The organism is Streptomyces sp. NPDC049627 (assembly GCF_044465645.1).
GTDB lineage: Bacteria > Actinomycetota > Actinomycetes > Streptomycetales > Streptomycetaceae > Streptomyces.
Genome location: NZ_JBITLW010000001.1, coordinates 658,969 through 673,966, shown reverse-complemented (window position 1 = coordinate 673,966; position 14,998 = coordinate 658,969). Strand labels below are relative to the sequence as shown.

At 71.7% G+C, this 14,998-nt stretch carries 13 protein-coding genes and 1 pseudogene; 7 read left to right on the top strand and 7 right to left on the bottom strand.

Features of this window, described 5'->3' with window-relative positions; translation table 11 throughout:
* Positions 1-14: 14 nt before the first annotated feature.
* Complete coding sequence (locus ACIBU0_RS02980) at positions 15-839, bottom strand: SDR family oxidoreductase (RefSeq protein ID WP_398810704.1); 825 nt, start codon at positions 837-839, stop codon at positions 15-17.
* Positions 840-864: 25 nt separating this feature from the next.
* A complete protein-coding gene (locus ACIBU0_RS02975; protein WP_398810702.1) occupies positions 865-1,314 on the bottom strand; it encodes a hypothetical protein in 450 nt (149 codons plus the stop codon).
* Positions 1,315-1,786: 472 nt separating this feature from the next.
* On the opposite strand from ACIBU0_RS02975, the gene ACIBU0_RS02970 reads away from it, so the two are divergent.
* The 4 genes and pseudogenes from ACIBU0_RS02970 to ACIBU0_RS02955 all read left to right on the top strand — a co-directional run bounded on the left by ACIBU0_RS02970 (position 1,787) and on the right by ACIBU0_RS02955 (position 4,172).
* A complete protein-coding gene (locus ACIBU0_RS02970) occupies positions 1,787-1,960 on the top strand; it encodes a hypothetical protein (RefSeq protein WP_398810699.1) in 174 nt (57 codons plus the stop codon).
* A 67-nt stretch (positions 1,961-2,027) separates the two neighbouring features.
* Positions 2,028-2,284, top strand: a pseudogene (locus ACIBU0_RS02965) (GNAT family N-acetyltransferase); the annotation flags it as partial.
* Between the two features lie 117 nt (positions 2,285-2,401).
* Complete coding sequence (locus ACIBU0_RS02960; protein WP_398811752.1) at positions 2,402-2,980, top strand: TetR/AcrR family transcriptional regulator; 579 nt, start codon at positions 2,402-2,404, stop codon at positions 2,978-2,980.
* Between the two features lie 16 nt (positions 2,981-2,996).
* Positions 2,997-4,172, top strand: coding sequence for a GDSL-type esterase/lipase family protein (locus ACIBU0_RS02955; protein WP_398810696.1), 1,176 nt, complete (start codon positions 2,997-2,999; stop codon positions 4,170-4,172).
* Positions 4,173-4,209: 37 nt separating this feature from the next.
* Here the strand turns inward: ACIBU0_RS02955 and ACIBU0_RS02950 are convergent, their stop codons facing one another.
* Both ACIBU0_RS02950 and ACIBU0_RS02945 read right to left on the bottom strand, forming a co-directional pair.
* The gene (locus tag ACIBU0_RS02950; protein ID WP_398810693.1) at positions 4,210-5,040 is read right to left on the bottom strand and encodes an MOSC domain-containing protein; all 831 of its coding nucleotides are present in this window, start codon (positions 5,038-5,040) and stop codon (positions 4,210-4,212) included.
* A gap of 4 nt (positions 5,041-5,044) precedes the next feature.
* Complete coding sequence (locus tag ACIBU0_RS02945) at positions 5,045-5,962, bottom strand: oxidoreductase (protein WP_398810690.1); 918 nt, start codon at positions 5,960-5,962, stop codon at positions 5,045-5,047.
* A 72-nt stretch (positions 5,963-6,034) separates the two neighbouring features.
* Between ACIBU0_RS02945 and ACIBU0_RS02940 the strand changes: the two genes are divergently transcribed.
* Together ACIBU0_RS02940 and ACIBU0_RS02935 are read left to right on the top strand one after the other, a co-directional pair.
* Positions 6,035-7,048 carry a DUF5937 family protein gene (locus ACIBU0_RS02940; RefSeq protein ID WP_398810687.1) on the top strand — a complete coding sequence of 338 codons (1,014 nt, stop codon included), beginning with the start codon at positions 6,035-6,037 and terminating at the stop codon, positions 7,046-7,048.
* A gap of 184 nt (positions 7,049-7,232) precedes the next feature.
* On the top strand, positions 7,233-8,165 hold the full coding sequence (locus ACIBU0_RS02935; RefSeq protein WP_398810684.1) for a S1 family peptidase: 933 nt from the start codon (positions 7,233-7,235) through the stop codon (positions 8,163-8,165).
* Between the two features lie 6 nt (positions 8,166-8,171).
* Here ACIBU0_RS02935 and ACIBU0_RS02930 read toward each other — a convergent pair whose 3' ends face one another.
* From ACIBU0_RS02930 to ACIBU0_RS02920, 3 genes are all read right to left on the bottom strand, one after another.
* A complete protein-coding gene (locus ACIBU0_RS02930) occupies positions 8,172-9,515 on the bottom strand; it encodes an amidase (protein WP_398810681.1) in 1,344 nt (447 codons plus the stop codon).
* Between the two features lie 677 nt (positions 9,516-10,192).
* The gene (locus ACIBU0_RS02925; RefSeq protein WP_398810679.1) at positions 10,193-12,688 is read right to left on the bottom strand and encodes a tetratricopeptide repeat protein; all 2,496 of its coding nucleotides are present in this window, start codon (positions 12,686-12,688) and stop codon (positions 10,193-10,195) included.
* A gap of 188 nt (positions 12,689-12,876) precedes the next feature.
* Positions 12,877-13,212 carry a hypothetical protein gene (locus tag ACIBU0_RS02920; protein WP_398810676.1) on the bottom strand — a complete coding sequence of 112 codons (336 nt, stop codon included), beginning with the start codon at positions 13,210-13,212 and terminating at the stop codon, positions 12,877-12,879.
* A 240-nt stretch (positions 13,213-13,452) separates the two neighbouring features.
* Here ACIBU0_RS02920 and ACIBU0_RS02915 point away from each other — a divergent pair, with 240 nt between their 5' ends.
* A complete protein-coding gene (locus ACIBU0_RS02915) occupies positions 13,453-14,559 on the top strand; it encodes a serine hydrolase domain-containing protein (RefSeq protein ID WP_398810673.1) in 1,107 nt (368 codons plus the stop codon).
* Positions 14,560-14,998 lie beyond the last annotated feature (439 nt).

Below are 14,998 nucleotides of genomic sequence, written 5' to 3'. Positions count from 1 at the left end.
GGTTCCCCGCGCCCCTAGGCCGGCCCGTGTGCCCGTAGGTGTTCATGAACCGCGTACACCGTGGACGTGCCGGCGGAACGTACTCTCGTTCCTCCATCCACCAGTAGATCCGCCCCCGTCACCCACGCCGCCGCATCGGATACCAGCCACACCACCGCCCGTGCCACGTCCTCCGGCTCCCCGATGCGCCCCAGCGGCAGCCCGGCCGCGACCTGCTCCTCGCCCGGCTCCCATACGAACCGTGCCATCTCGGTCCGTACGAGACCCGGGGAGACCGAGTTCACCCGTACCCTCGGTGCCAGCTCGCCCGCGAGTTGCTGGGTCAGGTGGAGCAGGGCCGCCTTGCTGGTGCCGTACGCGCCGATGCGCGGGCCGACATGGGTGGCGCCCTCCGTGCAGACGTTGACCACCGCGCCGCCGTGTTCGCGCATCCAGGCGTGCCAGGCGTACTGCACGAGGCGCAGCGGGGCCTCGACGTTCACGGTGAAGGCCTCGCGCCAGGCCATCGGGTCGACGTCCATGAGGGGGCCGTACGGCAGGTTGGTGGCGGCGTTGTTCACGACGATGTCGATCCGGCCGAACTCGCGCAGGGCCAGGTCCACGGCCGCCCGCAGGTGATCCGGGTCGGCCACACTGCCCGCCGCCCCGACGCCGCCCAGCTCGGCGGCCGTCCGCCGCACCTCGCCGACGTCCCGCGCGGTCACGCAGACCAGCGCCCCGGCGGCGGCCAGTTGCCGGGCGACGGCCTGGCCGATGCCGCGCGTGGCGCCTGTGACGAGGGCGGCCCTGCCCTGGAGCCCGGCGGCCACGCCCTGGAGTCCGTGCGACGGCGACGTCATCGTCGTACGGTCTCATGACGGGTCGTCAGTTGACAGCTCCGAGCGGAGAATGCCTTGCCGCGACCAGCTCCAGCACCGCACGCCAGTCCTCCAGGACCCCGGCGTCGAACTCGGCGCTGCGGCCCTCCTCGTCCGCCTGGCGCAGGCGCAGCAGGTCGTCGTCGGTGGATTCCGGGGACCGGCACCGGTCCCGGACGAGGCGGGAGACGCGTTCGCCGAGAAGGGGGCGTACCGCGTCCGCCGCGCAGTCGGAGTGGCGGTGCGCGTCGGCCGGGCTGAGCAGCGGGCCGATGGCATGGACGAGCCCCGCGACCTGGAGTTCCTTGTCGGCGGGGCGGACGCGGCGCAGCAGGGCGGCTGTCTGCAGCGCGTGTTGGTGCAGATCGACTCGGGCGCTCGCGAGGCCCGGGGTGTCCCGGGTGCCCCGGCAGGCGTACAGCAGATCCATCAGCTCTTCGACACTGCGCAGCTCCATGCGTCAGTCCTCCCGCCGGACAAGCCGTTGCCGTCCGTCAGGAGACCATGGCCGCCTTGCGAATCGGCCAACGGGACCTGAACTGCGCGGCGTGCCGCCGGACCGGGTCGGACAGGAAGGCGACGCTGAGCCGAACGAGTGCGGGGCGAACCCCTCATCGCGTAACAAACAGGTGAATAACGCATGGGCCGAATACCGGCCGACTTCAGATAGTTACAGGTTGTTTGCAGCCCCATCGAGCGGGTGCCTGCTCATTTGGTTAATCTGTAGCGGACGGACAGAATTACCGGGTCCCAACCCACACCCATGGTCCGTCCCGGGACAAGCCGGTGCACAACGGCCTGCTTGCACACCAGTTACCGGCGCCACCGCGTCCGAGCCGACTTTGAGTAAGACCCGAGCGGGCGTCAGGTACCGGACCGCAGACTGGCCGGCCCGCCCCGAGGGTGATCCGACACAGAAGGAGTGCGCGGTGACACCTGAGCAGACGAATCGCGAACAGCGCCCCAAGGAACGCACGGAGCGCACGGGCCGCCGGTCGGACGAGATCGGCAGTCTCGATGTGTGGGCCCGGTCCGCCCCCATCCGCCTGGCGGGCTACGAAGACGACCTCGCCGAGCCCCACATCCTGCCCAGCGTCGACTGACGGGTCGACCGACTGGGGCAGAACCCTTCGCGATCGCCGACCGCATGGGCGTGCGGGACTCACGCCCATGCTGATCAGAGAAGCCGCGGCCGACGACTGGCCGCGGATTTGGTCTTTCTGGCGCCGGATCGTCGCCGCCGGCGAGACCTGCGCATGGGATCCGGACACCTCCGAGGACGCCGCCCGGGCGCTGTGGATGAACCCGGCCAAGCGTGTGTTCGTCGTCGAGGACGACTCCGGAGACCTCGTCGCCTCCGCCTACCTCACTCCCCACTGCGGCGGCCCCGCCGCCCCATCGCCAACGCCGGCTTCATGGTCGATCCCGCCCTCGGTTTCACGATCCTCGACAAGGTTCCGGAGGTGTACGACCCTAGTGACCCTCCCATTTGCCTAAAAGCTTTAGGTAAATGCATAATCGCTTCGGCGGACGGGAGGGTCGTTGTGGCACGTGTGGGACTGAGTGCGGAGCGCCTGGTCAGAGCGGGGGCGGAGCTGGCCGACGAGATCGGCTTCGAGCAGGTGACCGCGTCGGAGCTCGCGCGGCGGTTCGACGTGAAGGTCGCGAGCCTGTACTCGCATGTGAAGAACTCCCAGGACCTCAAGACGAGGATCGCCCTGTTCGCGCTGGAGGAACTGGCCGACCGGGCCGCCGACGCCATCGCCGGGCGGGCCGGGAAGGACGCCCTGGTCGCCTTCGCGAACGTCTACCGTGACTACGGCCGTGAGCACCCCGGCCGGGCCGCCGCGGCACGGATGCGGCTCGACCCAGAGACGGCCGCCGCCAGTGCCGGAGTCCGGCACTCCCGGATGACGCGGGCGATCCTGCGCGGCTACGACCTCACAGAGCCGGACGCGACCCATGCCGTACGGCTCCTGGGCAGTGTCTTCCACGGTTACGCGAGCCTGGAGACGGCGGGCGGCTTCAGTCACAGCGCCCCCGACTCCGAGGAGACCTGGACCCGGATCCTGGACGCCCTCGACGTCCTGCTGCGCAACTGGCCCACCGAGCCCACCCCCTGACCGACAGGCTGAGGACATGGACACCGAGCACGACTGGATCACCACGCCCGTCACCGCCGACCTCCTGCGCGGCGCACTCGACGTCGAGCGCACCGAACACGGCGTCCTGCCGCACCGGCTGCCCGCCCGGGCGCGCGTCCAGAACACCGACGGGCAGCTGGCCATGGCCGAGTCCCAGCCGTCCGGTGTACGGCTGGCCTTCCGTACCCGGGCGACCGCCGTCGAGCTGGACACGCTGCCCACCAAACGCACCTATGTGGGCGCCCCGCCCCGGCCGCACGGTGTATACGACCTGATCGTCGACGGCCGCCCGGCGGGGCAGGGCAGCGTGACCGACGGCAACGTCATGGTCGTCGACATGATGGCCGGGACCGCCGAGCACCGGCCCGGCCGCCCCGGCACCCTCCGCTTCGCCGGGCTGCCCGACGGCGACAAGGACGTCGAGATCTGGCTGCCGCACAACGAGACCACCGAACTGATCGCCCTGCGCACCGACGCCCCCGTCGAGCCCGCGCGCGATCCGGGCCGCAGGATCTGGCTGCACCATGGCAGTTCGATCAGTCACGGCTCCGACGCCGCGAGCCCCACCGGCATCTGGCCCGCGCTCGCCGCGTCCCTCGGCGACGTGGAGCTGATCAACCTGGGGCTGGCCGGAAGCGCCCTGCTCGACCCGTTCACCGCCCGCACCCTGCGCGACACACCCGCCGATCTCATCAGCGTCAAGATCGGCATCAACCTCGTCAACCTGGACCTGATGCGGCTGCGCGCCTTCGGCCCCGCGGTCCACGGGTTCCTCGACACCGTCCGGGAGGGGCACCCCACGACCCCGCTGCTGGTCGTGTCGCCCATCTTGTGTCCGATCCACGAGGACACACCCGGCCCTTGTGCCCCCGACTTCACCGGTCTCGCGAAGGGACAGCTGCGGTTCGTCGCCATGGGCGACCCGGCGGAGCGCGCGAGCGGCAAGCTGACCCTGGGCGTCATCCGGGACGAGCTGTCCCGCATCGTCAAGCAGCGTGCGGCCGACGACCCGAACCTGCACTACCTCGACGGCCGCGAACTCTACGGCGAGGCCGACGCCACCGAACTCCCCCTGCCCGACCAGCTCCACCCCGACGCCGCCACCCACCGACGCATCGGCGAACGCTTCGCGCGGCTGGCGTTCGGCGCCGACGGGCCCTTCGCTCTCTGAGGACTCCCGACAGTGCGTCGGCCACTGCGCCGCCCCGTCAGACCCTTACGCGATCGCCCTCGCAGATGTGTCCGGCTCGCATCACCTGGGCGTAGACGCCGACGCATGGCTCCGGTGCCCGGTCCGGCAAGGCGGGGACGCGGTTGTGGCGGGAGGGGACGCGCAGGGCCTCGGGGTCGGGGGGCAGGGCGCCGTGGGCGAGCGTGGGGACCGCGCAGCGCGGCGTCGAGGCGATCACCTTGAGGACCAGGTCCCTACCGATCCTCAGCTCCCTGCCCGTCCAGTGGTGTTCGGGGAAACCCTCGGCCTCGGTCTCGATCACCAGATTGGGCCGGTAGCGCTCCGCCTCGACCGTGCCGCGGGGGCTGAGCCGCGCGATGCGCCGGAGGCTGGAGGTGGTGATCAGGTGCAGCGGTGCGAAGTCGAAGAAGGTGGCGGCGGGGGCGGCGCCGCCGAAGCGCACCGGATCCGCGGCCACTTGTGCCTCCACGCCTTGCGCCAGCACCTCCTCCGGGCGGGAACGATCCAGTACGGCGCCCTCGCAAGCGGTGTCGCTCAGGGTCACTGCGCGGCCCAGGTACGCCGACAGACCCTCGTGCACGTCGGCGTCCGTGGCGTACCAGGCGTTGCCGTCCGGGAGGGCGATCCGTACGGCCCCGGACTGCGACGTCGTCGCCGTACAGCGCAGCAACGCCCGCCACAGACGGGGCGTTTTGGCGCTGGCGACCTTGCCCGTCTCCCGGTCCAGGAGAGCGAGCCGGCGGTCGCCCGACAGACCGCGGTCGGTCACCTCCGCCCCGCGCAACCGCTCGCCGAGCATCGACTTCACCGGGTGGCGCCACAATGCGCCGACGAATGCCTCCGGCATGTCCTTACCCCTCACCGCGGTGCTCGGCGTCCAGCGCGGCCAGGTCGTCCGCCGACAGCCGTACGGCTCCGGCGGCCATGTTCTCGGTCAGGTGCTGCGGGTCGCCGGTGCCGGGGATCGCCAGCACGTGCGGGCCCTGGTGCAGCGTCCAGGCGATCCTGATCTGCACCGGGCCGACGCCGTGTGCCCGGGCGATGCGACGTACCGTCGCACTGTCCGTTCCGAGGGCGCCCGCCGTCCCCGAGGAGCCGGCGACCGCGTAGAACGGCACGTAGGCGATGCCCAGGTCGCCGCAGGTCCGCAGGAATTCGTCCTGGTCGGGGCGCACGCCGATGCCGTACGGGTTCTGGACGCACACCACGGGGGCGATCCGCTGTGCCTCGGCCAGGTGGGAGGGGGTGACGTTGGACAGGCCCAGGTGGCGGATCAGTCCGGCGGTGCGCAGGTCGGCCAGGGCCGCGAAGCGCTCGGCGATCGAATCGGTGCCGACGATCCTGAGGTTGACCACGTCGAGGTGGTCGCGGCCCAGCTGGCGCAGGTTCTCCTCCACCTGTCCGCGTAGCTGCGCAGGTGTGGCGTGGGGCAGCCACCGGCCCGAAGGGTCCCGCCCCGGGCCGACCTTGGTGGCGATGACGAGGTCGTCCGGGTAGGGGGACAGGGCGCTGTTGATCAGCTCGTTCGCCGAGCGCAGGGACGAGAAGTAGAAGGCCGCGGTGTCGATGTGGTTCACGCCGAGGTCGACCGCGCGACGCAGGACGCCGATCGCCCGGGCGCGGTCGCTGGGTACGGCGTCGGGGACGAGCGCCTCGCCCTGCTGCGTCAGGCGCATCGCGCCGAAGCCGAGGCGGCCCACCTCGCGGTCGCCCAGTCGCCAGGTGCCCGCCGTCGTGCCCGGGACCGCTGTGATCGTCTGTTCGCTCATACCGGGAAGGATCAGGGGGACGTAGGCTTGCCGCCATTGATTCGGGCATGGGTGAATCCACGGGGGTGGTTCATGGAGGAGGAACTCGCCTTCTCAGCCGATGACCTGGCGCAGCTGCGGTTCGCCGTTTCCCCGATGTGGGAGGTCGGCACCAGCTTCAAGCTGGTGCGCTCCGGTCACGAGGGGCATCCGGTGTACGGCCGGTGGATCGCCCAGGTACGCCCCCGCTGGACGGCCGCAGGGCTCGACCGCGGACGGCTCGCGGAACTCGTCCCGCCCTCGGGCTACGTGCCCGACTTCCTCAATCCGGCTCCGGCCGGGCCGGCTCCCCGCCTCGCGGCGGAGCTCGTCGCGGTGCGCGCCACCCCAGCCGGGCGCGTACGCGCCGAACTCGACCGTCTGGCACGCGAACAGGGGCGGCTCGGTCCCCATCTGCGTGCCCTGTACGACGATCCGGCCGACCGGCTGGCGCGGCTGGCCGAGGAGATAGAGACCTACTGGGAGCTCGCGCTTGCCCCCTACTGGGCCAGGATCCGCGCCGCACTCGACGCCGACATCCGCCACCGGGCCCGTCAGGCCGCCGAGTTCGGCGCGGCCCACCTCCTGAACGATCTGCACACCAGCGCGACCTGGGCCGGCAGCACACTGCGGTTGCGGCGCAGCAGGCGGCGCGGGCTGAGCCGTGCCGCGGCGGGAACGGGGCTGGTGCTGGTGCCCTCCGCCTTCTGCGGGCCCGGCCTGCTGACCCGGGTGTCGCCCCCGGACCCACCGCAGCTCGCCTATCCGGCGCGCGGTACCGGGACGTTGTGGGAGACACGGAACGCGACGGGGCCCGCCGCACTCGCCGCCGTACTCGGCCGGTCCCGGACCCGGCTGCTGGCCGAACTGGACACGCCTGCCTCCACCACCGAACTGGCACGGCGCACCGCTCTGTCCGCAGCCGGGGTGTCCCAGTCCCTCACCGCCCTGCGTGACGCAGGCCTGGTCAGCGCCCACCGAGCCGGCCGCTCGGTGCTCTACGCCCGGACCCAGGTCGCCGACGACTTGCTGACCGCGCCCGGCCAGGGCGCTTCTGACGGCGCTTGACGGTCGACAAGGATGCGCTCGGCGAGCCGGCGCCGCCGCCCGTACGCGGTGACCTGCCGGGCGGTCACCCGTACGACGTGTCCCGGTCGCCGGAGGTTCGGGGCGCGGTTAGCGTCCGGAAGGGATCACCGAGCGGCCGCTTCCCGTCCCGTGGCGCGTGGCCCGACCCTTCCTGGAGACCCGTATGAGGATCAGACGCCCCGCGCCCCGAGGCGCGAGCCGCCGTACCCGCCCGGTCGCCCTGGCGTCCGGGCTGACCGCCCTGGTGGCGACGGTCCTGGCCGGGACCGCGGCCCCCGCAGGCGCCGTCGACCCCGAACCGACCACCACGTACAGCGCCAAGCAGCTCGCCGCGGTCGAGAAGGCGGTGGCGGGAGCCGATGTGGCCGGCACCGCCTGGAGTGTGGACGCCACGTCCGGCAGGGTGCTGCTCGCCGCCGACAGCACTGTGCCCGCCTCCGCGCTCGACGCCATCAGGCGGGGCGCGGGCGCCAATGCCGACGCGCTGCGCGTCGAGCGCCTGCACGGCAAGCTCACCGCGTACCTCTCCGGCGGCGACGCCGTCTACGGCAGCGGCTCCGCCGGACAGTACCGTTGCTCCCTCGGCTTCAACACCCAGGACGGGGCCGGGAACTACTTCTTCCTGACAGCCGGTCACTGCACCACCGGCATCACCGACTGGTACTCCGACCGGTTCGTCACGCACATCGGCACCACCGCCGGGTCCAGCTTCCCCGGCAACGACTACGGCATCGTGCGCTACGACAGCGGACAGCCCGTCCCGCCCGGAACGGTCGGCGGCCAGGACATCACCAGCGCCGGCGAGGCCCAGCTCAATCAGCAGGTCTGCCGCCGCGGCTCCACGACCGGCACCCGCTGCGGCCGTGTCACCGGCCTGAACTGGACCGTCCGCTACCCGCAAGGCACCGTCACCGGCATGATCCGCACCAACATCTGCGCCAACCCAGGCGACAGCGGCGGCCCCCTCTACGCAGGCAGCCAGGGACTGGGCCTCACCTCAGGCGGCTCGGGCAGCTGCAGCCTGCCGTTCTTCGCCACGACGTTCTACCAGCCGGTCACCGAGGCCCTCAACGCCTACGGGGTGCACGTGTACTGAGTGTGCCTAGTCCAGCGGCGCCGTCCGCCGCCACGGACGCAGCTCCTCCATCCGCCGCGCCAGTGCCAGCAGGTCCGCTTCCGTCCCGGGGCGCCCCACCAGTTGTACGGCGCAGGGGGCCCCGGAGGGCAGGGTGCCGAACGGGACGGCCAGGGCGGGCCAGCCGGTGAGGTTCCACGGTGGGGTCAGCGGCGAGTAGTTGGTGTTGGCCATGACGTTGCGCAGCCAGCCCCGCTCGTGCCAGGGCTCGGACCTGGGGGAGCGGCGGGCGAGGGCCGGGGTGAGCAGGATGTCGTACTCGGCGAAGAACGGCTCCAGTCGCCGGCGCAGCTGCTCCCGGCTCTCGCCGCCCCGCGCCCGGGCCACGAAACGCCTGCCGACCGCGGCGTGCACCCGGGTCCGGCGGGTCAGGTGCCGAGGGTCCAGGCCCTGGGCGTCCACGGCGGTACCCGCCGTCCAGTGGGTCAGCGCGGTGACGCCCAGCGACATCGGGTACGGCGGGTCGGCGCGCCGTACCTGGTGACCGGCCTTGATGAGCAGTCCGGCGGCCTCGCGCGCGGCGGTCGCGTACGGCTTGCTGATGGTGACCCCGGCGAGCGGGCTGCGCAGGGACACGGCGATCCTGTGCGTGCCGGGTGCGTCCGGGAGGGCGACCTCGGTGTCGGCGAGGACCGACAGCATCAGGCGGGCGTCCTCGACCGTCGTCGCCAGTGGTCCGTTCTCGGACATGCCGAACCAGTCGCCCTCGCCGATGCCCGCCGGGACCACGCCGAAGCCGGGCTTGATGGTGACGAGGCCGCAGTTGGCGGCCGGGATGCGCAGCGAGCCCATGCCGTCGTTGCCGAGGGCGATCGGCACCATGCCCGCCGCGACCGCGGCCGCGCTGCCGCCGGACGAGCCGCCCGCCGTGCGCGAGGTGTCCCACGGGTTGCGGGCCGTGCCGTGCACGCCCTCCGTGGTGCCGAAGACACACAGCTCCGGCACGTTGGTCAGCCCCACCACCACCGCGCCGGCGGCCCGCAGCCGGGCGACGGTGACGTGGTCGTGGTCGGCGGGGGTGTCCGCCGTCGCCGCGGAGCCGAGGCGGTTGGACTCGCCGCGCACCGCGAGGTTGTCCTTGACCGCCACCGGCACGCCGGCCAGGGGCAGTTCGGCGAGGTCGGCACGCGAGCCCACCTCGTCGGCCTCGGCGAGGGCCGCCTCGGCGCGGACCACACGGAAGGCGCCCACGCGGCGGTCGAGCCGCTCGATGCGGGCCAGGTGTTCTGCCACCACCTCACGGGGTGTGGCCTGCTTCTCGCGTACGGCGGCGGCGATCTCGGCGGCGGTCCGGCCGACCCAGCTGGTCACGGGCGCTCCTCAGTGCTTACTCGCGAGTATGTAGGAGAACTCTGCCGGGCGGCGCGCCCGGAGTCGAGAGGACGCTCGGCCTGGATGTCCAGGTGGGTCCTCTCGGACTTTTCACGCCGCCTCGCGCCGAGGCCGCCCCGCTGACCTGCGCATCATCCGATCAATGAGTCAACTACCCTCATTTCGGCGCCCATTGGCAGCCCGTGGGGCCCGCTCAATGATCAGACATCCGATGAATGGGGGTGCCTCATGTGCCTCATGTGCCTCATGAGAAGACGCTTGAGAGCGGCCGGTGTCCTGACGGTGCTGATGCTGCTCCTCACGGCCCCGGTGCCGACCGCTACACCGACCAGTCGGTGGCGTCGAGCAGTTGGCGCGACGGCCACGGCGACGTCCTGCGCTCCTTCGCCGGCTCCATGCGGCGCCACGGCGTCAAGGTCGGCTTCTCCATCTCACCCGCCGACGGGAGGTGACCCGCGCGGGGGTCGTGGGCGCGAGCCGGAACCTGCTGCTGCCGACGCCGGTGCGGGCGGAGGTGGCGGGTACGGGCGATGGCTGCGCGGGATGAGGTGCGGTTCGCGGAGTTCGAGTTGTACCGGTCGCGGGTCTGAGGGGGCGACGGCGGGGCCCCGGCCTGGGCGGGAGCGGACGGGCCGGGGCTGCGGACAGCTGTCCGACTACAGGGGATGCCGCCGCTCCGCCTCCGCCTCCCAGAAGGCGAGACTGTCTTCCGTGGCCCGCGTCGCAGGGTGATGCGGGCCGAGTACACGTCTTTGATCGGCGAGCAACCGGGAAAGAGCTTCCGCTGCCCCGGCGGGGTCGCCGACCCGGCCGGTCCACTGGGCGAGATGGTGGCGGGCCGAGAGGGTGTGGGGATGCTCGGGCCCCAGCACGCGCAGCCGATCGGCGAGCACGTCCGCCTCAGCGGCGACAGCACCTGCCGCGTCCCCTGTCTCGGCCCTCCACTGGGCAAGGTTGTGGCGCGTGGTCAGTGTGTCGGGATGGTCCGGGCCGAGCACGCGGAGCCGGTCGGCCAGCAGTTCTGACGTGGCGACGACGGCACCGGCCGCATTCCCGCTCTTCCCCATCCAGTAGGCGAGATTCGCGCGCGTGGTGAGGGTGTCGGGGTGGTCCGGCCCCAGCACGCGCAGCCGATCGGCCAGCACCAGCTTCAGTTCGCTGACCGCGTTGACCGCATGGCCGTCTTCTCCTCGCCAGGAGGCCAGATCGTGCCGAGTCGTCAGGGTGTCGGGGTGGTCCGGTCCCAACACCCTCAGCTGATCGGTCAGGAGCTGCTCGAAGTCGGACACAGCAGTCCTGGGATCCCCGGCTTTGCCGCGCCAGCGGGCCAGAGCGTGCCGGGTACTCAGAGTCTGAGGATGGTCGGCTCCCAGGAGCCTCAGCTGATCGGTCAGCAGCCGCTCGAAATCAGCTGCGGCACCGGCCGGATCTCCCGCCTCTCCTCTCCAGATGGCCAGGTGGAGTCGGACCGCCCGGGTCTTGGGATGGTCGGGCCCCAGCATGCGGGTGGTGTCGGCGAGCAGGTGTTCGCAAGCTGCTACGGCCTCGCCGGGGTTGCCGGCCACACCGGTCCAATGGGCCACGTTCAGCCGAGCGGTAAGGGTCTGGCTGTGCTCGGGTCCCAGAACCCGCAACGAGGCCTCCATCACCTCCCTGGAGGCCTCGCAGGCTCCGGTCGGGTCACCTGCCCTGCCCTGCAGGGCCGCCTGGTCGCCGCGGGTGGCCAAAGTGTTGGGATGGTCCGGGCCGAGTACCCGGCTCCGGTCCGCCAGCAACTCGGCGAAGGCCGCCTTGGCGCCGATCAGATCACCCGTCTCGCCCTGCCACGCGATCAGGTGGTGCCGGATCGTCAATGTGTCCGCGTGGTCGCGACCCAGGTGCAGGCACGCGGCGTCGTAGAGGTGTCGGAAGTACGTCCGCGCCGCGCTCGCCAAGCCCGTGATTCCCAGACTCTCGCCCAGGCGCAGGAGCACGGGGTGGCAACCGGTCCTCCACAACTCCGTACCCGAATGAGAGATCAACGCTTCGGCGTTGGCGCGCATCATCTGTGCGAGAACGGCATCGCTCTCGCCGATGGACCACACGGCGACGAGTGCGTCGGCACACGTGACCACGAGGTTCTCCTGTACGGAACGGGAGAGAGTTTCACGCGTGGTGCGCTGGATGAGGCCATGAACACGGATTCGCTGATGGGGACAGTCGGCCGTGTGATCGGCCAGACTGAGCCGGTCCAGGCACCGCACAGCGCCGACCGCGTCCTCCTCATCGACCGAGCCGGACTCCCGGTCCGCCCCTGCGGAGCGGTGGTCGGTCAGGTAACGCAGGGCTGGAGGGCTGGTCAGCACACTGACGGGAATCCCGTTGGCATCCAGCATGCAGGCGAGGTGCAGCATGGGGCGGGCCAGGCCGAAAGGACGGAGCCGGTCCGCGTGCCCCACGGACAGGGACCACGTGGCGTGCAGGGCCCCGCTGTGGTCGTCCGGCAGGCCGCTGTCGTCCGGCACCAGTTCGGCGAGCCGCCGGGTTCGATCGGCGAGCTGCGCACGGTAGGCCGCACAGTCCAGTCCGAGATCGACGAGGTAGGCGGCGGCCTGGGCAAGGGCGAGCGGCAGGTGCCCCAAGTCGGCGGCCAGACGGGCGATCTGCACGGGGTCGTCCCTACGACCCAGCGCGGCCAGTTGGGCGCTCAGATAGCCGGCGGCCTCGGCCGGAGTGAACAGACCCACGTCGATACGGACACGGCTTCGGCCACGCAGGGCCGCGTCGCGGCGGCGAGTGGTGATCAACACCTGGCCGTGCGGGTTCGCCGGCGGCCAAAGGCCACGCAGGTCGGCAGGGTCGGCCAGGTCGTCGAGCACAATCAGCCATCGGCGCTCGGTCGTCTCGGCCCATGCGAGGAAGCGGGCGGCCGCCTGCTCGGGATCACTCGGGTCCGCTGCCGCGACGTCTGCGCCAAGTCGGCTGTAAGAGCTGGCCAATGATGTGCGGCTCGACGCGGTCACCCAGGCCAGCAGGTCCACGGACCGGTTCTGCCAACACCGGCGAGCGTAGTGCGCGGCCAGTTGGGTCTTGCCGACGCCGCCGGTCCCGGAGAGGACCTGGCACAGGACCGCGGTGCCACCGCCGGTCATCGCACTCTCCAGCGCCTCCACCTCGTCACGGTGTTGGAAGCAGTCCGCCTGTCGCGGCAGCACGCCGAAAACATGCGGCCATGTGACCGGCGCTCGCGGCGCCGCGTAGTAGTCGAAGTGGTTGATGTGGTGAGCGGCGACGCTGTGGTGATGCGCATGGACCGAAGCGCCGGTGAAACCGCGGATCGCCGGGATCGCTCCGGGAGGCGTCAGCTCTGCCCCGGTCCCGGCTGCTGAGGGTTTCCGATCGCCACGTCCCCCATCACCCCGGCAGCCGCCGAGCCCCGATCGGCGCGGATGTCGACCGTGCCCGCGACAGCAAACCCACGGTCACCGGCCGATGCCTCGCCGGAGGAGGCCCGCCCGTACCTGACCAACTCGTCGAGAGACCTCACCAGTTCCCGACGGCTCTCGTCATCGGACTCCTCCAGGAGGTCGTGGAAGCGAGTCTCCCAGACGGCCACCACCCGCGCGTGGAGTTCTTGCCTCTGCTCAGGCGCGGCACGCTCCAACTCGACGACGGACCCGTCGAGTCGTTCCAGCACGACTCGCTCCTCTGTCCCGTTGCCGCGACCGAAAATCCGAGCCACTCGTTGCCGCAAGCCCTGCCAGGCATCCGTACCGGCCGCGGAGGCCACGGCGGTCCCGGCTGCCGAAGCCAGCGCAACCAGCGTTTGATCGAGCATGCTGTCCCCCTCGAAGCGCACCACAGTGCGACAGGCCCGCCGCCGAGCGTACCGAAATTGAGTTGACCCGAGCCGGGTGACAGCGGCTGGATGGCACGTATGGCAGACATTCAGGGCTCGTACGACGACCTGTTCACCGCCGTGCCGAACGCACTGGCCGCCACGCTGGACGCCGGGGACGTGGGCGGCTCCGTCGCGGTCTTCGTGGACGGCGAGCCGGTGGTGGACGTCTGGGGCGGGTTCGCGGACGCCGACCGCACGATTCCGTGGGAGCGCGACACGATCGTCAACGTCTGGTCCGTGACCAAGACGATGACGGCGCTGTGCGCCCTCGTCCTGGCCGACCGGGGCGCACTCGACCCGGACGCGCCGGTCGCCCGGTACTGGCCGGAGTTCGGCGCGGCAGGCAAGGAGAAGGTGCTGGTGCGGCATCTGCTCGCGCACACCGCCGGCCTGCCCGACTGGGACGGCACGGTCGAGGAGCTCTACGACTGGCCCTCCGCCACGGCACGGCTCGCCGCGCGGGAGCCCCGGTGGGAGCCGGGCAGCGCGGCCGGATACCACTCGCTCACCCAGGGATTCCTCGTCGGCGAGGTCGTGCGCCGGATCACCGGCCGCAGCGTGGGCGAGTTCCTCGCCGAGGAGGTCACCGGGCCGCTCGGCGCGGACTTCCACATCGGGCTGTCGCCGGAGCACGACCACCGGGTCGCGCTCACGATCCCGCCCGCGGGACGGGACGAGGACTACGCTGCGAGCGCGCCCGGCAACCCGGCGGGTTCCGAGGCGGGCAACGGGGTGCGCGTCCGGGACGGGAACAGCCTGGCCTGGCGCCGCGCGCAGATCCCCGCGGCGAGCGGATTCGGAAACGCCCGTTCGGTGGCTCTCGTGCAGTCCCTGCTGGCCTGCGGGGGAGAGGCGCGCGGCGTCCGGCTGCTGTCCCCGGCCGGCTGCGACCGGGCGCGGGAGGAACAGTTCGACGGCGACGATCGCGTGCTGGGCATGCCGATGCGCTGGGGCCTGGGCTACGGCCTGTTCGGCGGCACGTACGGCTGGGGCGGCTGGGGCGGTTCCCTGGTCATGATCGACCCCGACAGCCGGATGGCCGTTGCGTATGTGACGCACCAGATGCGCGAGCCCGCAGACGACACGCGGGGGCTGGACATCGTGATGTCCGCCTACGAAGGACTTCAGGGGCTGCGCGTATGACCCTGTGACGCGGGTACCTCGACGCCTTCCGCCCGACGGGGCGCGCCATGGCCTTCGTCGTCGGGGCGCGTGATGTTTCCGTCCGGCGGAGGCGCGCAGTGGCGTCTGCTCGGGTGGGTGTTGCGGTGTGCTCGGGTGTTGGGGTGCGGTGACGTTTGCCTGTCCGGGGCGCGCTATGGCGTCCGCCGTCGGGGGCGCGCTAGGCGTCCGTCGTCGGGCGCGCTGTGGCGTCGGTCGTCGGGGCGTGTGATGGTTTGCGTCCGGTGGGGCGCGCGGTGCTGTCGGCTCGGGTGGGTGTTGCGGTGTGCTCGGGTGTTGGGGTGCGGTGACGTTTGCCCGTCGGGGGCGCGCTATGGCGTCCGCCGTCGGGGGCGCGCTAGGCGTCCGTCGTCGGGCGCGCTGTGGCGTCGGTCGTCGGGGCGTGTGATGGTTTGCGTCC